This window comes from Pandoraea terrae (genome assembly GCF_902459695.1).
GTDB classification, from domain to species: Bacteria; Pseudomonadota; Gammaproteobacteria; order Burkholderiales; family Burkholderiaceae; genus Pandoraea; species Pandoraea terrae.
This window is the reverse complement of sequence record NZ_CABPRZ010000002.1, coordinates 53,609-71,633: the sequence shown is the minus strand read 5'-3', so window position 1 is coordinate 71,633 and position 18,025 is coordinate 53,609. Positions and strand designations below refer to the sequence as shown.

Annotated in this window: 18 protein-coding genes; 12 read left to right on the top strand and 6 right to left on the bottom strand. The window is 62.3% G+C overall.

Going from position 1 to position 18,025, the window contains the following annotated elements; genetic code table 11:
* The first annotated feature begins 161 nt into the window (after window positions 1-161).
* From PTE30175_RS02375 to PTE30175_RS02355, 5 genes are all read left to right on the top strand, one after another.
* Window positions 162-545: a MarR family winged helix-turn-helix transcriptional regulator gene (locus tag PTE30175_RS02375; RefSeq protein ID WP_338044396.1), complete on the top strand. Its 384-nt coding sequence runs from the start codon at window positions 162-164 to the stop codon at window positions 543-545.
* Window positions 546-607: 62 nt separating this feature from the next.
* Entirely contained in the window at window positions 608-2,074 is a 1,467-nt protein-coding gene (locus tag PTE30175_RS02370; RefSeq protein ID WP_150695461.1) for an efflux transporter outer membrane subunit, read from the top strand.
* A gap of 61 nt (window positions 2,075-2,135) precedes the next feature.
* On the top strand, window positions 2,136-3,377 hold the full coding sequence (locus tag PTE30175_RS02365) for an HlyD/EmrA/EmrK family protein (protein WP_150695460.1): 1,242 nt from the start codon (window positions 2,136-2,138) through the stop codon (window positions 3,375-3,377).
* Between the two features lie 96 nt (window positions 3,378-3,473).
* Window positions 3,474-5,033: a DHA2 family efflux MFS transporter permease subunit gene (locus tag PTE30175_RS02360; RefSeq protein WP_150695723.1), complete on the top strand. Its 1,560-nt coding sequence runs from the start codon at window positions 3,474-3,476 to the stop codon at window positions 5,031-5,033.
* Between the two features lie 77 nt (window positions 5,034-5,110).
* Window positions 5,111-5,707: a ParB-like protein gene (locus tag PTE30175_RS02355; RefSeq protein WP_150695459.1), complete on the top strand. Its 597-nt coding sequence runs from the start codon at window positions 5,111-5,113 to the stop codon at window positions 5,705-5,707.
* A gap of 63 nt (window positions 5,708-5,770) precedes the next feature.
* Here PTE30175_RS02355 and PTE30175_RS02350 read toward each other — a convergent pair whose 3' ends face one another.
* The 4 genes from PTE30175_RS02350 to PTE30175_RS02335 all read right to left on the bottom strand — a co-directional run bounded on the left by PTE30175_RS02350 (window position 5,771) and on the right by PTE30175_RS02335 (window position 9,849).
* Entirely contained in the window at window positions 5,771-7,168 is a 1,398-nt protein-coding gene (locus PTE30175_RS02350) for a sodium:solute symporter family protein (RefSeq protein ID WP_150695458.1), read from the bottom strand.
* 142 nt (window positions 7,169-7,310) lie between these two features.
* A complete protein-coding gene (locus PTE30175_RS02345) occupies window positions 7,311-8,006 on the bottom strand; it encodes an SDR family NAD(P)-dependent oxidoreductase (protein ID WP_150695457.1) in 696 nt (231 codons plus the stop codon).
* 37 nt (window positions 8,007-8,043) lie between these two features.
* Complete coding sequence (locus tag PTE30175_RS02340; protein ID WP_150695456.1) at window positions 8,044-8,985, bottom strand: dihydrodipicolinate synthase family protein; 942 nt, start codon at window positions 8,983-8,985, stop codon at window positions 8,044-8,046.
* A 21-nt stretch (window positions 8,986-9,006) separates the two neighbouring features.
* Complete coding sequence (locus tag PTE30175_RS02335) at window positions 9,007-9,849, bottom strand: IclR family transcriptional regulator (RefSeq protein ID WP_224788561.1); 843 nt, start codon at window positions 9,847-9,849, stop codon at window positions 9,007-9,009.
* Between the two features lie 391 nt (window positions 9,850-10,240).
* Between PTE30175_RS02335 and PTE30175_RS02330 the strand changes: the two genes are divergently transcribed.
* The gene (locus PTE30175_RS02330) at window positions 10,241-10,675 is read left to right on the top strand and encodes a hypothetical protein (RefSeq protein ID WP_150695455.1); all 435 of its coding nucleotides are present in this window, start codon (window positions 10,241-10,243) and stop codon (window positions 10,673-10,675) included.
* A gap of 1 nt (window position 10,676) precedes the next feature.
* Here PTE30175_RS02330 and PTE30175_RS02325 read toward each other — a convergent pair whose 3' ends face one another.
* Entirely contained in the window at window positions 10,677-11,801 is a 1,125-nt protein-coding gene (locus tag PTE30175_RS02325) for a patatin-like phospholipase family protein (protein ID WP_150695454.1), read from the bottom strand.
* Between the two features lie 361 nt (window positions 11,802-12,162).
* On the opposite strand from PTE30175_RS02325, the gene PTE30175_RS02320 reads away from it, so the two are divergent.
* The 6 genes from PTE30175_RS02320 (at window position 12,163) to PTE30175_RS29150 (ending at window position 17,232) form a co-directional block, all read left to right on the top strand.
* Complete coding sequence (locus PTE30175_RS02320; RefSeq protein WP_191628786.1) at window positions 12,163-12,702, top strand: phasin family protein; 540 nt, start codon at window positions 12,163-12,165, stop codon at window positions 12,700-12,702.
* Window positions 12,703-13,021: 319 nt separating this feature from the next.
* A complete protein-coding gene (locus PTE30175_RS02315; RefSeq protein ID WP_150695452.1) occupies window positions 13,022-13,543 on the top strand; it encodes a phasin family protein in 522 nt (173 codons plus the stop codon).
* Between the two features lie 149 nt (window positions 13,544-13,692).
* Window positions 13,693-14,082: a hypothetical protein gene (locus tag PTE30175_RS02310; RefSeq protein WP_150695451.1), complete on the top strand. Its 390-nt coding sequence runs from the start codon at window positions 13,693-13,695 to the stop codon at window positions 14,080-14,082.
* 199 nt (window positions 14,083-14,281) lie between these two features.
* On the top strand, window positions 14,282-14,785 hold the full coding sequence (gene pal, locus PTE30175_RS02305; RefSeq protein ID WP_150695450.1) for a peptidoglycan-associated lipoprotein Pal: 504 nt from the start codon (window positions 14,282-14,284) through the stop codon (window positions 14,783-14,785).
* A 430-nt stretch (window positions 14,786-15,215) separates the two neighbouring features.
* Window positions 15,216-16,730, top strand: a complete 1,515-nt coding sequence (locus tag PTE30175_RS02300; protein ID WP_150695449.1) for an ammonium transporter — start codon at window positions 15,216-15,218, stop codon at window positions 16,728-16,730.
* Between the two features lie 46 nt (window positions 16,731-16,776).
* Complete coding sequence (locus PTE30175_RS29150) at window positions 16,777-17,232, top strand: DUF3562 domain-containing protein (RefSeq protein WP_150695448.1); 456 nt, start codon at window positions 16,777-16,779, stop codon at window positions 17,230-17,232.
* Window positions 17,233-17,273: 41 nt separating this feature from the next.
* On the opposite strand, the gene PTE30175_RS02290 is transcribed toward PTE30175_RS29150, so the two are convergent.
* The gene (locus tag PTE30175_RS02290; RefSeq protein ID WP_150695447.1) at window positions 17,274-17,936 is read right to left on the bottom strand and encodes a glutathione S-transferase family protein; all 663 of its coding nucleotides are present in this window, start codon (window positions 17,934-17,936) and stop codon (window positions 17,274-17,276) included.
* Window positions 17,937-18,025 lie beyond the last annotated feature (89 nt).

Here is an 18,025-nt window from a genome sequence, read left to right as displayed (position 1 = left end):
ACTTGAAACCCGGACCATAACGATGATTTTAATAACGTCAGAATCCATCATTGACAATATCTGACTTTGCAAATAATATTCGAATCAATCGTACCGGAGCCGCCGTCATGGACCACTACACCAGAGAAAGCTTCATATTGACCGACAGTATTGGTTATTACTTGGCGCGCGCCCGCAATATGGTGAAAACCGACATCGACGCTGCCCTCAAGTCCCTCGACATCACCGCGCCGCAAATGGGCATCCTTCTGTCGATGTCGAGCAACCGCGCCACCACGCCGTTCGAGCTGAGCAAATCGCTCGCGATCGATACCGGCCTGATGACCCGTATGCTCGACAAGCTCGAAACCCGTGACCTGCTGCGCCGCGAGCGAAGCGTCGAGGATCGCCGCGTCGTCAACCTGTTCCTGACCGACGCCGGCAAGGAGATCGCCGATCAGATTCCCGGCATCGTGCCCGGCGTGTTCAACCGACGCCTCACTTCGTTCTCGGTCGACGAGTTCAACGAACTGCGCCGCCTGTTGAAGAAATTCACCGACGCCTGACCCATACGCCACCGCCCGCCTTAGTGCGCGTTTTTTTGCAAAAATATCTGACAAAGCAGAAAATGATGAATCAGAGTAACCATGCCGTGAAGCGCCCGAGCCCCCTGGCCGCGGCCCTCCCGCTCCTGGTGAGCGCCCTGCTGGCCGGCTGCGCGAACTACGGGGGCATCGGCAGCGACAAGCACATGACCGATGCAGCCACGCTGGTCGCGACGCAGAGCGTGCCGGCCGAGCAAGGCCGCTGGCCCGACACCGACTGGTTCGTCCAGTTCGGCGATCCGCAACTGGCGGATTTGATCCGCGAAGCGCTCGCCGGCAACCCGTCGCTCGACCGCGCCCGTGCCCGCGTCGTCGCCGCCGCGGCCGCGACCGAAGGCGCCAACGCGGACACGCTGCCGCACGTGGGCGCAGATCTCAGCGCTACGCGCCAGCAATACTCGGCCGCCGCACTCGTCCCGCCGCCTTACGCGGGCTCATGGCAAACGGAGTACCGGGCCGTCGCAACGGCCTCGTACAACCTCGACCTGTGGGGCAAGCGCCGCGAAGTGCTGCGCGCCAGCGTCTCGAACGAGAACGCCGCCCGTGCCGAGGCCGAGCAGGTCCGCCTGACGCTGACCACGGCACTTTCGCGCAGCTATAACGACCTGGCCCGTCTCTATGCGCTACACGACATCGCCGACGCGCAAGTGGCGCAACTGGCGTCGATCGAGCGCTTCGCCCGCCAACGCGTGGCGACCGGTCTCGATACGGAAGTCGAATCACGCACCGCCGAAGCGCGCCTCGCCACGGCCCGCCAAAACGTCAAGGCCCTCGACGGCCGCATCCTGGCGATACGCTACCAGCTCGCCGCGCTGCTCGGTCAAGGCCCGGACCGGGGCCTGACCATCGCTCGGCCCGCGCTCGGCGCCGGCGATACGGTCCGCCTGCCCGACAACCTGCCCGTCGACCTGGTGTCCCGCCGCCCCGACCTCGTCGCGGCCCGCATGCGCGTCGAAGCCGGCACGCACGGCATCAAGGTCGCCAAGGCCGAGTTCTACCCCGACATCAACTTGATCGCCGCGCTCGGCTTCGACGCGCTCGGCTTTGGCCGCTTCCTGACCGCCGGCAGCCGCGTCGCCTCGGCCGGCCCGGCGATCCATATTCCGATCTTCGACGCAGGCGCGCTGCGCGCCCAGCTCAAAGGTAGCTACGCCGATTTCGAAACGGTGGTCGCCGATTACAACCAGACGCTGATCGGCGCGTTGTCGGAAGTCGCGACTGAACTGTCCGACATTCGCAGCATCGACGCCCAGTTGGCCGACGCCGAGCAAGCCGAAGCGGCCAGCCGCCGCGCGCTTGAACTGGCGCTCGCGCAATACAGGACGGGGCTGACCTCGCAGTTGACGGTCTGGTCGGCGCAGTTGAACGAACTGAGCACTTCGCAGGCGGTCACCGAACTGCGCATGGCTCGCCGCGATCGTCAGATCGCCTTGGCCGGCTCGCTCGGCGGTGGTTACACCGAAGGCGGCACGCTCGTCGCCAGCCGTTGAGCACCGATCTTTCGCAAGTCCGCAAACCGAACACAACGCTTTATCGAATCGAGGTGATGTCATGAGCCAAGCCGAAAATACCGCCGCCCAGAACGCCAATCAAAACACGAACCAGACCGCAGCCGTTGCGCCAGCCCCCCAGCCGTCGAAGCGCAAGCTGCTGCTCGCCGTGCTCGGCGTGAGCGTGCTGGCCGGCGCGGCCGGCTACAGTGCCTACTACTTCACGTATGCTCGCTACCATGAGACCACCGACGACGCCTACGTCAGCGCCAATCTCGTGCAGCTGACGCCGCAAGTCGCCGGCACGGTGGTCGCCGTCAACGCCGACGACACGCAGATCGTCAAGGCCGGCGACCCCGTCGTCGCGCTCGACGCTGCCGACGCCGAAGTCGCGCTGCGCAACGCCGAAGCGCAGTTGGGCCAGACAGTGCGCCAGGTCAGCGCGCTGTATGTCAACAACGGCATGTTCGAGGCCACCATCGCGCAACGCCAGGCCGAAGCGGCCCGCGCCCGCGAAGATCTGCAGCGCCGCACCGCCGCCGCACTTACCGGTGCTGTCTCGGCCGAAGACGTGGCCCATGCCCGCAATGCCGCCAAGACCGCCGAAGCCGCGCTCGACGCCGCCCGCCAGCAACTGGCCTCGAACCGTGCGATGACCGACAAGACCTCGATCGCCGATCACCCGAGCGTGCAGGCGGCCGCCGCCAAGGTCCGCGATGCCCTTCTGAACTACGCCCGCGACACGTTGCCGGCGCCGGTCACCGGCTACGTCGCCAAGCGCTCGGTGCAAGTCGGCCAGCGCGTCGCCCCCGGCACACCTCTGCTGACGATCGTGCCGCTCGACAACGTCTGGGTCGACGCCAACTTCAAGGAAGTGCAAATCAAGCAGATGCGTATCGGCCAGCCGGTCACCCTGACCGCCGACATCTACGGCAACAGCATCCAATACCATGGCAAGGTCGTCGGTTTCGCGGCGGGCACGGGCAGCGCCATGTCGGCCCTGCCCGCACAGAATGCCACCGGCAACTGGATCAAGGTCGTGCAGCGCCTGCCCGCGCGCATCGAGCTCGACGCCGCCGAACTGCGCGCGCATCCGCTGCAAGTCGGCCTGTCGATGCAAGTCGACGTCGACACCCGCGACACCTCGGGCCAACACCTCGGCGCGGTGCCTCAAGCATCGAACCACACCGCCGTGTTCCAGAACTACGGCGCAGCCGCCGACGCCGAGATTGCCCGCATCATCGTGCAGAACACGACCGGCGGCGGCAACGTGCCGGCCAAGACCCAGACGGCAGCCCGCTGAGACGATGGCCGGGCGACACTACTCTGCCCGGCCAAATATCTGACTTAGCAGAAAATGACTTCGAACGATTCCACCGAATCCGCCCGACACAACATCATGGACAACGCCAATTCGACCCAAACCCCGCCGCCGCTGACCGGCGGCAGATTAATCCTCGCCTCGCTCGCCGTCGCGCTGGCCACGTTCATGAATGTGCTCGACTCGTCGATCGCGAACGTCGCCATCCCGACCATCTCCGGCAACCTCGGCGTCTCGGTCGACGAAGGTACCTGGGTCATCACGCTGTTCGCCGCAGCAAACGCGGTGTCGATTCCGCTGACCGGCTGGCTCACGCAGCGCGTCGGCCAGATCCGTCTCTTCGTGTGGTCAATCGTGCTGTTTGTGATTTCATCGTGGGCTTGCGGCATCGCGCCGACGCTGCCGATGCTGCTCGCCGCGCGCATTGTGCAAGGCGCCGTCGCGGGCCCGATGATCCCGCTGTCGCAGGCGATCCTGCTGGGCTCGTATCCGAAGGAGCGCAGCGCGACCGCGATTGCACTGTGGGCCATGACCGCCACCGTCGGCCCGATCGCCGGCCCAGCCCTGGGCGGCTGGATGACCGACCGCTACTCATGGTCGTGGATTTTCTACATCAACATCCCGGTCGGCCTGTTCGCCGCTGTCGTGACCTGGATGATCTACCGCGACCGCGAAACCCAGGTGCGCCGCCTGCCGATCGACACGGTTGGGCTGATCTCGCTGATTACCTGGGTCGGCACGCTGCAAATCATGCTCGACAAGGGCAAGGATCTCGATTGGTTCGATTCGCCGGTGATCTGCGTGCTGGCCGTGGTCACAGCCGTGAGCTTCGTGTTCTTCCTGATGTGGGAATTGACCGATAAGAATCCGATCATCGACGTGCGGCTGTTCGCTGGCCGCAACTTCCGCGGCGGCACTATCGCGATCTCGGTCGCCTTCGGGGTGTTTTTCTCGAACTTGGTGCTGCTGCCGCAATGGATGCAGCAATACCTCAATTACCCGTCGATCAACGCGGGCCTGGTGACGGCGCCGCTCGGCATCTTCGCGGTGATCCTGATGCCGGTGCTGTCGCGGGTCGTGCCGAAGGTCGACGTGCGGATGCTGGCCACCGGCGCGTTTCTCGGCTTCGCTGCCGTGTTCTTCATGCGCGCCAACTACACGACCGGCGTCGATACCTGGACGCTGGTGCTGCCGACGCTGCTGCAAGGCATCCCGATGGCGCTGTTCTTCGTACCGCTGACCGTGATCCTCTTGTCGGGCCTGCCCGCCGAACGGATTCCCGCTGCCGCGGGCCTGTCGAACTTCGTCCGGGTGTTCACCGGCGCGGTTGGCACGTCGCTGGCGAGCACACTGTGGTATGACCGCAGCATTCATCACCACGCCCGTCTGACCGAGCATGCCGCGCCGACCAGCCCGGCGTTCCAGCAATCGGTCGAGGCCATCCGGCACACGCTGAACTTCTCGCCCTCGCAGGCGATGGCGTTCTTCGAAAAGACCGTCGTGACGCAAGCGGCGATGCTCGGCCTCGACGACGTGTTCTGGATCTCGGGTGTGATCTTCATTGTCATCATTCCGCTGATCTGGATGACCAAGCCCGAGAAAGGCGCCGCCGGCGAGGCCGCGGCTGCGGCGCACTGAGATGATTTGGACGCGTGCGCCAACTTGCCCAACACGTTCATGCCAAAATGGCGCAACAACCGTCGCAGGAGACGACCATGGCCAAGATTCACCAATGCGTGCTTCATGAACTCCACCCGACACAGTTGACGGTGGGCATGATCGAGGTCCATGCCAAGAAAAAACACTTGGTGTCGATGAAGCCGGCGCAGCAGCAGGAATTCCTGCAAGCGCATCCGATCCCGGCCGTCGCCGGGCCGGGCGGGAAGATGTATATCACGGACCATCACCATCTCGGACGCGCCGCGCTGGACGCCGGCATTCCACAGGCCTTCCTGATGGTGGAAGCGGACATGTCCGACAAGAACGTGGACGACTTCTGGAAGGCGATGGACGAGAAGCTGTGGGTCCATCCGCTCGATGCGTGCGGCGTGCGGCACTATTACGCCTCGATCCCGAACCATCTCGAGAAGCTGGTCGACGACGCTTACCGCTCCCTGGCCGGATATGTTCGCGACGCCGGCGGCTTCGACAAGACGCCGACGGCGTTCGCGGAGTTCATCTGGGCCGATTTCTTCCGGCGCTCGATCGCGGTCGAAGACCTGCAGGTCAATTTCGACGCGGCGGTGCAGCGCGCGATTCCGCTGGCGAAAAGCGCGCAGGCCAAATATCTGCCCGGATACAACGGCAAGTAGCAGTCGTCGGGGCAGTGGCTCGACGACTGCTACTTGCCAGGGGACAGAATGGCGAGCGGTGCGTCATGCGTTATGCGCCGCCCGTGACGCTTCGCCCCAGTGAAACAGCTTCTCGATGAAGATCACGATGGGCGGTGTTATCAGGGCAATGTACATATTGTCGATACCGTAGGGATCGCCGGCAAGGTACCACATCGTCGTCGTGATGGCTGCGCCCAACAATCCCAATGTGGCGCCGCGATTGCCGTTAAAGAACGGCAGATAAAAGCCGATCACCGCCACCACGGAAATCGACAGACGCAATGCCCGCGTGAAAAATGAAAGTTGCAATAACTGCGGCGCGAAGAAGACGAAAACCAGCGGCAAGATGCCTATGACAAACGACATCACGCGTGTGGCCCGGAACTCCTGCGCCGGGGTCGGCTGCTTCCACGGGATATAGAAATCCTTGACGATCAACGATGAGATCGCCAGCGCCACCGTCGATACGCCGACAAAGATCGAGGCAACCAGCGAGACCGTGACGAAGCCGGCGACAAACACGTTCATGCTCTCCAGGAACACCGGCAATGCATAGAGCCCCTTCATCTGTGGATAAAGGTACTTCGCGGCAACACCGATCACACCAAGCGCGACGCTGATGGGAATACTGAGTCCTGCAGCCCAGAATGCCGCACGTCGTGCAGCCGTCGGACTGCGCGTTGATGAGACCGCCTGGATGATGTACTGCGTCGAAAAGATCGCGCCGATATTGCCGATGAAATACGCCACGATGGTCGAAACGCCAACGTGGCCATCCCAACTGAAGTAAAAGGACGGCATGGCCTGCACCATTGGTGTAACGCCCTTGGTCAGATACATCGCGACACCGAGCACGATGAACACACCGATGTACTTGATGCCGCTGTGCAGGACAGACACATAGGCAACGCTCTTCAACCCCCCCAGTGCGAAATAAAGGGTGCTGACAATGGCGATGATGATGGCGGCCCACGGCAAACTCACCTTGAGCACGGTCGCCAGCGCCGCCGCGCCGCTGACGTAATTGCCCACGTTCACCAGCAACAGCGCATAAATCATGATCAACGAAACGACCAACTGAGTCGAGCGACCATAGCGCTTCGAAATCGCGCCGGAGATCGTATATTCGCCTGAGCTATACAGCTTCTTCGCCATGAAGATGCCAAACAGCAGGAAGCCAACCGAGGCACTGATGACCGACCAAGCGGCAGCCATTCCCAGCGAGAAGGCGCCCTCGGATGTGCCGATGGTCGATTTCGCGCCGATGAACTCCGACATCAGCAAGACGCCAATAACAAATGACGGCAGCGCATGACCGCCAAACAGAAATTCCCCGCTGTCCTTGCTGCGCAGCCGGATCGTCAGCCAACTCGTGAAAAGAATGTAGACGACGACCATCGCAATGATGATGCTCGTGTCCGAAGCGTTGAAAGCATGCATATCAGTGTCTCCTTGGACCAGCCGTGTGGTGCCGCGTCACGTACCGGTGTCCATCCTCTCGACGGCCCGTGCTCTTTCGTCCGGGCGGGTCCGTCACGGAAATGCCGTGCCGGCGTGGTGGTTTGATGTAATACGTGGACGGCTACAGCGAGTTGCCGCCACACATCAACAACTGCTGGCCGGTTATTGCACCCGCGTTCGGTCCCAGCAGGAACGCCACCAGCGCCGCAATTTCCGCGGGCTGGATATAGCGCCCGATCGGCGGCATCTTCGGCGGTGTGCCGGCGCGCGCCGGATCGAGCAACATGGCCGTCTCGGTCGCACCCGGCGCAACCACGTTGACGGTGATGCCGCGCGGCGCGAGCTCGATCGCCCACGACCGCGCCATGCCGACCACCGCGGCCTTGGTGGCCGCATACTGACTACGTCCGTGCGCGCCGGCGGCCGTACGGCTGCCGATGATCACAACACGTCCGCCGGCGGTCATGCGCGGCACGAGTGCATTGGCGAGGAATGCGGCGGCATCGACGTGCACGCGCCACATCGCGGCGCCGTCTTCAGGCGCCAGATCGCCGAGAAGCGCCGTGCGCATGAACCCCGCGGCATGCACCAGCGCAGTCGGCGCCGGCAATGCGGCAAGCACCGCGCCCAACGCATCGAAATCGGTGAGATCCACGGTGATCGCACGCATCTGCGGTGACGGGGGATCGAACGGTGTGCGGTCGATACCGATGACTTGCCAGCCCTCGGCAAGCAGAGTGTCGGCGATGGCTCGGCCGATCCCTGAACTCACCCCGGTCACGATGGCGACGCGGGGCGCAGCAGGTTGCTGTTCCATGTAAGAATCTCGAAGCGTTGAGGTGGGGAACGCGAACTCAGGCGGCGCGCTGCGGCAACAGGTTGGCGTGGGCCAGTGCGCTACGGATGGCCGCCAACTCGTCCGCGCTCGGCGCGTGGGTCGGCGGACGCACCGTGCCGCTGCGCAGGATGCCGGCCAGGGCCATGGCGGCTTTCATGCGCCCGTGCGCCTCGCCCGTCGGCTCGCCTGCACCGTAGACGGCATCCTTGAGCGGCGTGATCAGGTCTTGCACGCGCATCGCTTCATGCAGATCGCCTGCCTTGACCGCATTGAGCAAGTCATTGATCAGGCCGGGCACCAACGACGCGAAGCCGACCAGTGCCCCGTCGATACCCTGCACCATCGAGGCGAGCAGATATTCGTCGTGGCACGTCATCAGCACCTTGCTTGGGTCCGCTTCCCGAATCTTGCGAATGTCGCGGGCGTACTTGTTCATCTCACGTTCGCCCATCTTGAAAGCGGCAACGTGCTTGTTGCGTGCCAGCTCGGCGAGCAAATCGGACGAATACGATCCGCGCGTCCAGGCCGGATAAATGTGCACGACCAGCGGCAGGCCACTCGCTTCGCCGATGGCATTGAAATAGTCGAGACAATGCTCGGGCTTGAAGCCGAAACGCAACCAGTGATGAGGCGGCATGATGTCGAGGCCTTTTGCGCCAGCTTCTTTTGCCCAACCAGCCTGCTCGACGGCTTCGTTGATACCTTCACATACGATCGAGGAGATGACCGGACAGATGTCCCTGACGGCGTCGGCCGTAATGGCAGTCACTTCAGCGCGTTCGCGCGGGGTGAGCGAGAACACTTCACCCGTATGACCGTTGGTCATCAAGGCGACAATACCGTCACGCTTGGCGAGCCATTGCGCGAAACGACGAAGTTCAGGCGCATCGATGCTGTAATCGTCGTTGAACGGGACCGAGATGGCGGGAATGATCCCGCGAAAATTAATGGCCGACACTGTCTTCTCCTGAATATTCACTTATGAGTGAGGTGATTGCGGGGCAAAGCCCCCGATGGTTTGCAGCGCGCGCGACAATTGCTGCGCCGCTTGGCGAACCGGTCCTGCGGTGGTCGCCTCGAAATCCTTCAAGGTGGTCTGGAATGCCGGTGCGGCGACGCTGAGCGCAGCCATCGGCATGCCGTCGATGTCAAGTACGGGCGCGGCAATGGCATACAAGCCGGCAACCGTTTCCTGATCGGACAGCGCGTAACCGACCGCCTTGACCTGAACCAGCCGCGCCATCAATGCGTCGAGGTCCGTCAGCGTGGTGCCCGTGAGCGACTTTCGCGGCGTCATGCTCAGCACGCGTTTCTGCGCCTCCACCGGAAGCCAAGCCAGAATGGCGTGGCCGACCGCCGACGAATACGCCGGTACAGAACTGCCGATGCGGATGTCGACCCCGAGTCGCGTGAGCCCAGCCTGAATGCGCTCGGCATACATGACGTTGCCGCCGTCGAGCACCGCCACCGACGCCGCTTCGTTAATTTCACCAACCAGACCGCGCAAGATCGGACGCGCCCGTGAGCGCAAATCGGAATGCGCAATGGCGTTGAAACCCAGATCAAGCACCTTGAGCGACAGCCGGAACAAGCGACTGCCCGGCACGCGCTCGACATAGCCGATATCGGCCAGCGTGTTCAGGAATCGGAAAGCGGTTGCGTTGTCGACACCGGCGCGCCGACCGACTTCCGCCATCGTCAATTCCGGCTCCTGCGCCGTGAACGCTTCGAGCACACGAAACCCCTTGGCCAAGGACTGCACCGTGTTCTTCGACGGATCCCCCGCCCCTCGCATCGGCTTGTCTGCGGAATGTGTCGTCATGACTACCCCTCCATTATCGAATTCGGATGGCGAATTATAATTCGGAAATTGGGTAGTGAAGTGCATTTGTCCGTGTTGCGCTTAACAGGCGCCGAAAGTACTCAATAATCTGCTTCGGCTGAAATTCGGATAGCGAATAATTATTCGGTATGAGTTAAATCATAGCCCTCGAAAGGGTCTTGTACAAGGCCCAGAGGACTGGGGTTAACCCACGCCTTCAGTTTGACCTCGCCATTGATTCGCATTCTCCGCATTTCCGGTTTCCGGGATTGGAAACTGCAGCTGGTTCACGTCGGGAAGCCGGCGGGTGCGAAGCGCAACGGCGTGAGGCGTTAAGAACTTCCCATGAGCACGCAGCATCTAAATAACGTAGCTGTGCGGGAGGTGCCCTATGAAACGGCTTTCGATATTGGGCCTCGTGGTAGCCGCCTTGATTGGCGCAGGGGTGGCGAGCCATGCCACCGCGGACATGCAGGGCGGATTTCATCACGGCGGCGGATTCTCCCGCGGCGGCGGATTCTCCCGCGGCGGCGGATTCCACCAAGGCGGCGGATTCCACCATGACGGGGGATTCCACCAAGGCGCGATACGGGGACGCAATGCATTTCCTGGGCATCCCGTTTTTCCTGGCCACCACCGTTTCCACAGCCGCGCGTTTATCCTGCTCGACGTCCCTGTCGGCGTACCGTATTACGTTCCTGCGCCAGAGTACATCAGCCCGCTTTATTGGTACTGCCCGGACCCGGCCGGATATTACCCGGACATCCAGTATTGCAACACGAGATGGCTGCGGGTCGTTCCCGATGACGGGGAGACTGATTATTAAATCAGTCGAGGTCGTGGAATATCACGCCATCGATCGGATCGCTTTCGGTCGTCCAGGGAGCCCGCTCGATCATGCGTATTGCGTCTTCGTAACCGGCCTGCCAGCGCCCTTGTACGGCGTTCGGGCTGAAGCTGATGTCCTTGGCCGGGTTTTCCCCTTCGAGCGGCGGAACCACCAGCCGGCAAACGTGCATGGTCGTCTGGCAGCCATACGACAATAGCGTTTTGACATGCGGTGTGTCCCGCTCACCGGTGGGAATCGCCTTACCTAACTCGCCAATGACGCGGCGCAGCCGATGCATTTGTCGTTGACTGCTCAAGTGACTGTTCACATGACTGGCCAGTTGGATATCTTTGCGCCGGCCAAGGACCTGCCAAATAGATTGCGGCTCCGGACCGGACGGCTGCCACAGGCTGACCGCGAACACCACCGAGTTGCGCCGGGGCACTTCTTCGAAGACGACCTCGATCGGCGTATTCGAATAGAGGCCGCCATCCCAAAATAACTCGCCCTCGATCCGCACCGCCGGGAAGGCGGGAGGCAGTGCGGCTGAGGCCATGACGTGATCCGGCCCGAGAGGTTCGCGAGAACTGTCGAAGTAGCGCATCTCGCCGCTGCGAACGTTGACCGCACCGACAGTCAAGCGGGTGGCCTTGTCATTAATATGTCCGAAATCGACCAGGTCGGCCAAGGTGGTGCGCAACGGGGCTGCCGAATAGAACGCCGCGTGTTCCACGCCGACCGGTACATACACCCCCCACCACGCCCAAGGATTCGGCGCAAAAAAGGATGGAATCCCGGCGGTGACGGTCGAGAGGTCGGCAAGCGCCTCGCCAATAACCGGCAGCGCGCCCGCGGCGTCGGCGTACAGGTGATGATCCACCTGGTCCCAAAACCGCTGCAGTCGTTCCAGCCGGTTGACCGGGCGATTGCCGGCGATGATGGCGCCATTGATGGCGCCGATCGAGGTGCCGATCACCCAGTCGGGCTCAAGCGTCGCCTCGTGCAGTGCTTGGTAGACGCCGGCCTGGTATGAGCCTAGCGCGCCTCCGCCCTGCCCCACCAAAACGATTTGCCCCGGAACCGACTGCCGATGGACCTGCGCAATGCGTGATTGGGTTGCCATATCGACATTCTCCTGAAATGGCTTTCGGCTATCGAACCGTGCGTGCCGCGTGGCGTCGGCTTACTCGCTTCATTCTAGGGGACGCATTACATCGCATCGGAGCACATAAGCGATATAACTCATGGACTGCTTTCGATGGACGCACTTGACGCCTATACTGGCTCGGTGGGTTCCGTCGGCGATATGTGCCGCGCTGCAACCGCGTTGCTGCGCGCCGGGAAAGGCCGGGCGCGACCCATCACACCGCCGCGTCAGTTACCCAATAAATTTCCTTAACAAGTCACTAACTGGCAGGGAACAGTATTCCCATTTCATCGGTGCTGCCCTGACGTATATGAATGCTCTTATTGGAGATTCTGTCATGCCTTCCGAATCCAACCCATATTTTCCGTTTTTCAAGGCCTCTGCATGCTTGGGGGTAGATGCCGGCCTGCTGTGGCTGCAAAATCTTCGGCGGCTGCGAGAACTACAACTAAAAATAGACGTCGACGCGATCAAGTCGATTCAGGACGCTGCCACGGCGCTTGGCAAGGCGGACGATCTGACCACGCTGCTGGCCCAGCAGCCCCAGCTTTACGGTGATCAAGTTGGGCAAGCTGTCCAATATTGGCGCGACCTTATGCTCATGACGAAGGACAATCAGGCGGCCATGACCAAGGCGTTTCAGCGGGCGATGGATAGTTGGGTGAGTGGGTGCTCCGATGCCTTCGAACAGAGCCTGAAGACCCAGCCCGAAAACACGCCGATGGAGACGTGGCTCAAGGGCGTCAGCAATGCAGCGGCCCTTACCATCGATGCCATGACGGCAACCACGCAAGGGCTCAACGAGCTTACCAAGGCCGGCGCAGCCGTCCCTCCCGCCATGCCGACGCCGTCGGCCAGAGTGCCCAAACATCATTGAATGGGCGCCCACCGCCCACAGGGCGGAAGCGGCAGCACCGGGGCGTGCGCCTGATAATCTCGGTGCCAAGCTTGAAAATCGCAACTTTCACAGACCCGATGGGCCTCCGCCCGTCGGGTGGCTTGAAATGGCTGCCTGGCGCGGCGTTCATACGCGCATGGCGAAGCTTGAAAGTCGTCAATGTCCGTTACAAATTGATGCGTTTCCTAGGGTAAATCCGTTTCTTGCGGGCTGGGAATCCATTTAGAATCTCCACTCTAAAAATACAAAACCGACATTCCAATACCCAGCAGCCAAACCGTCATCGAGGAGACACACAATGGTATTCAACGTCAGCTCCCTGCGTGATATTCATCAAGCGAATGTGAATCTCGGTCTGAGCATCAGCAATGTGTGGCTGGAGAATATGAATCGGGCACGCGCGCTCGCCTTGAACGAGATCAATGCGTGCGCGGCATCGGTGCACAAAACACTCGCCGCCATCGCCGACGCGAAAGACCTGGCGACGCTTGCGCCGCTTCAGGCGGAACTGGTACGCCAGCAGGTGCAGCAATCGAACAACTTCTGGCAGAACCTGCTGGCGCAGACACAGGGCAACCAGAGCCAGATCCTGGACGACTTGAGCGCCGCGAGGCAACGTTGGCAGGACGACTGCGGCGAGGCGCTGGAGCGCATGGCCGAGGGAACGCCGATGGCACACGTTTGTCAACAGATTACCGGCGCCGCAGGCATGACGTACCAGCCGCTAAGCGTCGCCACCCAGCAAATGTTCGACCTTGCCAAGGCAACGCTGAACTCGCTTCAACCATTCGCACGCCCCGGCACGGCGCCCGCCGGCTGACGCCAGGCAGCGGATTGCCGCTGCAACTTCACTCGAAGGACCATCGCAGGCCACACCGGACGAATCGCCATCCGGTGGGACGCGTGGTTTCGCAAACGGATCAAACACCTTGAATGCATGGGGCGAGCGCTGCCCCTTGGAGGTCACTCATGACTTCGCTATCCGCGAGCTACAAAGGTTTTGTAATTTTGGCGCAGGCCGAGTTGGTGGGTTCCGGCGGCCCCAACGTTGGCGCCGATGAACGCTGGTATGTGCCGCTGGCCGTGGTCGCCGGCGCCGGCGGCACCGACCGTACGACGCACGACACCTCGCAAGAGCTACGACTCTTTCGCGCCAAGGGGCGCACGCCAATGCGCAACCCTTATCTGGCCATGACCACTGCAATCCAGTATGCCCGGCAACTCGTCGACATGCTGGCCGCCGGGCCAGCGGTCGGCGACGTACCCGCGCTCGGTGAATTCGAGCGTGGTGGTGTCCAGTGGCGCTGCGACTCCCTCGTCGTCGCGCCCAACAACTATGCAAGGGAGCGGTATTCCTGACGGTGACGTAGCCGTGCCGAGGGCTCACGCCATCACGAGACCGGGCGGCCGCGCGCCGCCGGTCCGCATGCCCCGAGGAACATGCGCACGCGCGAACCGAATCCTCCGGGTTTGACTCTAAATACTGTGTTCAAGTGCGGCTTCACCCGGGGGCGGGAACCCACCGACGTTTCCGTCGGCAAAGGGAAAGGAGTATCAAATGAACGCTCTGATTCGCAACGTGCTTACGGCGTCGATGGTCGTGATATTGGCGGGTTGCGCGTCCGCCGTGAAGACAGAAAATCCCGCGCCGATCACCGGCGCTGGCGCCAATGCCCGCGGCGTGGCGCCCGTCAGCGTTGAGGCCGACGAACTCAGCAACCCTAACAGCCCGCTGGCCCAGCGCAGTGTCTACTTCGATTTCGACGACTACACGGTCAAGTCCGAATACACGAAGGTGCTTGAGGCACACGCCAAATATCTGACCACCCATCCGAACCGTCATATCCTCATCCAGGGCAACACCGATGAACGCGGTACCAGCGAATACAACCTGGCGTTGGGCGAAAGACGCTCAGTCGCGGTGATGCGCTATCTGGGGGTGCTGGGAGTCGACAGCAAGCAAATCGAAGCGGTGAGCTTCGGCAAGGAAAAGCCTCGTGCCCTTGGACACGACGAAGCGTCCTGGGCAGAAAATCGGCGTGCCGACATCGTATATCGGTAACCCGCGCTTTCCTCTTGCCAAATCTGTTTGCCAAGTATCGAGATCACGGTAAACGGCAGCATGCACAACTTTGGTGAACGCATGCGCCGTTTTCGCACCAGCTGACACCATTACGCTGCTTGTTGGTACAAAGCGCGTTCGCCTCGGTCCGACAGGCAGACTCGTCGACACCCCCCGCCTCATCCCTCCCGGCCAGCTTGCACGCCTCCTGGCAAGCCGCCGGTGCAGCACTCTGACTTTTCTTCCGGCCATCGATCGCGCACCGCGCCATCTTGGCATGCGAATTGCTCGTCTCTCCCACGGATCGGCAACCCCATGCCGGCGCAGGTGACAGCAGTCCAAACCTTCCAGGCCATCCGCATCCGCACCGGCGAGACCGGCGCCGACGCACTCTGGCAATCCGCACACTCGCAAAGACAAGAGGCAACTCATGAAAAAGCTGTTTGCCAGACTCGTCATCACCACCGCCTTCGCGCTCAGCGCGCTCGGCTTGGCCGGTCATGCTGCCACGGCCAGTGCCGAAGACGCCGCGTCGGCGCCGGCGGCCACGACAGCCGCCACGACAGCCGCAGTCACGCCCCCGGCGGCCGCGCCCGCTGCCCCAGCCGCGCCGACGGCCCCATACGTCACCGACGCCAAGAACATCAACAGCGGCGATACTGCATGGATGTTGACCTCGACGGCCCTTGTGCTGTTCATGACCGTGCCCGGCCTCGCACTTTTCTACGGCGGCATGGTCCGCAAGAAAAACGTCCTCTCGACGCTGATGCAAAGCTTCGCGATCACTTGTCTGGTCACGGTGCTTTGGGTCGTCGTCGGCTACAGCATCGCGTTCACGCCCGGCAACGCCTTCATCGGCGGACTATCACGCTTCATGCTGCACGGCATGAGCTACGTCAAGACCGATGCGGCGACTACGCTGACCGTCAGCCATCTGGCGACGACCATTCCCGAAACGGTCTACATGGTGTACCAGATGACCTTCGCGATCATCACGCCCGCGCTGATCTGCGGCGCCTTCGCCGAGCGCATGAAGTTCTCGGCGATGCTGGTGTTCATGGCCCTGTGGTCCCTCCTCGTCTACGCGCCGATCGCCCACATGGTGTGGGAGCCGAGCGGCTGGCTCGCCGCCGCAGGCATTCTCGACTTTGCCGGCGGCACAGTCGTGCACATCAACGCCGGCATTGCGGGCCTCGTGTGTGCGTTGATGCTGGGCAAGCGCATCGGCTTCGGCAAGGAGCCGATGGCGCCGCACAACCTGACGCTCACGCTCGTTGGCGCAGCGATGCTGTGGGTCGGCTGGTTCGGCTTCAACGCGGGTTCCGCGGTGGCCGCCGACGGCCGTGCCGGCTTCGCGATGGCAGTGACGCAAATCGCCACGGCCGCAGCGGCGCTTGGCTGGATGTTCGCCGAATGGATGACCAAGGGCAAGCCGTCGGTGCTCGGAATCGCTTCCGGCGCGGTGGCGGGGCTCGTGGCAATCACGCCGGCCTCGGGCTTCGTCGGTGTGGGTGGCTCGCTCGTGATCGGCGTGGCGGCGGGCGTCATCTGCTTCTGGGCGGCCACGGCGCTCAAGCATGCGCTCGGGTATGACGACTCGCTCGACGCGTTTGGCGTGCACTGCGTCGGCGGGATCGTCGGCGCGGTGCTGACCGGCGTGTTCGCCGTGAAGGATATCGGCGGCGCCGACGGCAGCGTGGTGCTGCAGTTGAAGGGTGTGGCGACGACGCTCATTTACAGCGGCATTGGCAGCTTCGTGCTGCTCAAGCTGATCGACGTGACGATGGGCCTGCGCGCCTCCGCCGACGACGAACGCGAAGGTCTCGACATCACGCTGCACGGCGAGCGCGTCGACGATATGCTGAGCGGCACGCGCATTCTCGTGCCTGAGGTCGAACGCAGCGCGCCCGTTCCGGGCCTGCCGGGAGAAGCTCGGAACCGGTAGCAATCTACGTCGGATATCCTATACTCCGAAACCTGCGCAGACAGAAATGGCCATCCAAATGCCGTCGAGTACAAATGCTCGACGGCGTTTCATCGGACATCGAGTGCGCGCTCCGTTCGGGGCTGGCGTTGTACTCGCCTGGATAACGATTGCGGTCGGAACGAGGTTGCCCATGAACACTGCGCCCAAGGCTGAGCTGGTTGCCAAAATAGCTCATCGCAATCACATTTCAGTCGACGAAGCCCAGAGGCTGTGCGACGAAGCGTGGCAAACGCTTTCGACAAACGCTCGGGTCACCCACTATCTATCGGTATTCGTCGAAAAGCGGGTTGAGCGGTCGCTCAGGGAACGCGTAACACAACATGACAACGCCGCGGTTACCCCCCAAGGGAGCGCCACGCCGGCGCCGGGGAAATTGCGCCCCGACAGGGCCGTGCGGTTGGACCTTATCGAGCGGCCTCGACTCGGTCCGCAAGCCCCCATGGGTCTTGTTCGCCCGTAGTGGAGCAGCGAGCGTTGGCCTTTGACAGCGGCGACTCGACTTCAAAACTCCACGTCGAGTTCGTCGATGCCTTCCGTTTCCGACTTCGCGACTTCGATCCATTCGGCGACGAAGGGATGTTTGAGGACCCGCATGCAATACTCCGCGATATCCTGATCCAGCTTCACGTCGTACGTCAGGAAGCGGGTGACGACCGGCGCATACATCGCGTCGGCAGCGCTGATCTCGCCGAACAGCCATGGTCCGCCGTAGCGCGTCAGACACTCGCGCCAGATCGTTACGATCCGCTCGATGTCGTCTTGTGCACGCGACCACACCCGGAAATCGGGGAAGTGCCCCCGCAGATTCATCGGCAACGCCGAACGCAATGCACTGAAGCCGGAGTGCATCTCACCGCAGATCGACCGGCACTGCGCCCGCGCCTTCCGATCCGCGGGCAACAGGCCGGCCTGCGGGCAGATTTCGTTCAGATACTCGCAGATCGCGAGCGTGTCCCATATGCGAATACCGTCGTGCTGCAGGCAAGGCACCAGAATCGATGGCGACAACAGCAACAACTCCGCACGCGCCGCAGCGTCGTCGATCGGCACGACCACCGTTTCGAATTCCAGGCCTGCCAGCTTGGCAAGCAGCCACCCTCGCATCGACCATGACGAATAGTTGTGGCTGCTGATCGTCAACGTCGTTTTCGCTTGCTGCTTCATGCGCATCGCCTCCTGACGTCCGTGGGATGGACCCTGTCCTTCGCTGCGGCGCACGAAGCCGTGCGCCCCGCACCAAATGCATGCATCCA

What these genes read in the sequence shown, in the direction of transcription:
- PTE30175_RS02370 (WP_150695461.1), top strand. Translation starts at nt 608, where the DNA reads ATGATGAATCAGAGTAACCATGCCGTGAAGCGCCCGAGCCCCCTGGCC.
- PTE30175_RS02365 (WP_150695460.1), top strand. Translation starts at nt 2,136, where the DNA reads ATGAGCCAAGCCGAAAATACCGCCGCCCAGAACGCCAATCAAAACACG.
- PTE30175_RS02360 (WP_150695723.1), top strand. Translation starts at nt 3,474, where the DNA reads ATGGACAACGCCAATTCGACCCAAACCCCGCCGCCGCTGACCGGCGGC.
- PTE30175_RS02355 (WP_150695459.1), top strand. Translation starts at nt 5,111, where the DNA reads ATGGCCAAGATTCACCAATGCGTGCTTCATGAACTCCACCCGACACAG.
- PTE30175_RS02350 (WP_150695458.1), bottom strand. Translation starts at nt 7,168, where the DNA reads ATGCATGCTTTCAACGCTTCGGACACGAGCATCATCATTGCGATGGTC.
- PTE30175_RS02345 (WP_150695457.1), bottom strand. Translation starts at nt 8,006, where the DNA reads ATGGAACAGCAACCTGCTGCGCCCCGCGTCGCCATCGTGACCGGGGTG.
- PTE30175_RS02335 (WP_224788561.1), bottom strand. Translation starts at nt 9,849, where the DNA reads ATGACGACACATTCCGCAGACAAGCCGATGCGAGGGGCGGGGGATCCG.
- PTE30175_RS02330 (WP_150695455.1), top strand. Translation starts at nt 10,241, where the DNA reads ATGAAACGGCTTTCGATATTGGGCCTCGTGGTAGCCGCCTTGATTGGC.
- PTE30175_RS02325 (WP_150695454.1), bottom strand. Translation starts at nt 11,801, where the DNA reads ATGGCAACCCAATCACGCATTGCGCAGGTCCATCGGCAGTCGGTTCCG.
- PTE30175_RS02320 (WP_191628786.1), top strand. Translation starts at nt 12,163, where the DNA reads ATGCCTTCCGAATCCAACCCATATTTTCCGTTTTTCAAGGCCTCTGCA.
- PTE30175_RS02315 (WP_150695452.1), top strand. Translation starts at nt 13,022, where the DNA reads ATGGTATTCAACGTCAGCTCCCTGCGTGATATTCATCAAGCGAATGTG.
- PTE30175_RS02310 (WP_150695451.1), top strand. Translation starts at nt 13,693, where the DNA reads ATGACTTCGCTATCCGCGAGCTACAAAGGTTTTGTAATTTTGGCGCAG.
- pal (WP_150695450.1), top strand. Translation starts at nt 14,282, where the DNA reads ATGAACGCTCTGATTCGCAACGTGCTTACGGCGTCGATGGTCGTGATA.
- PTE30175_RS02300 (WP_150695449.1), top strand. Translation starts at nt 15,216, where the DNA reads ATGAAAAAGCTGTTTGCCAGACTCGTCATCACCACCGCCTTCGCGCTC.
- PTE30175_RS29150 (WP_150695448.1), top strand. Translation starts at nt 16,777, where the DNA reads ATGGCCATCCAAATGCCGTCGAGTACAAATGCTCGACGGCGTTTCATC.
- PTE30175_RS02290 (WP_150695447.1), bottom strand. Translation starts at nt 17,936, where the DNA reads ATGAAGCAGCAAGCGAAAACGACGTTGACGATCAGCAGCCACAACTAT.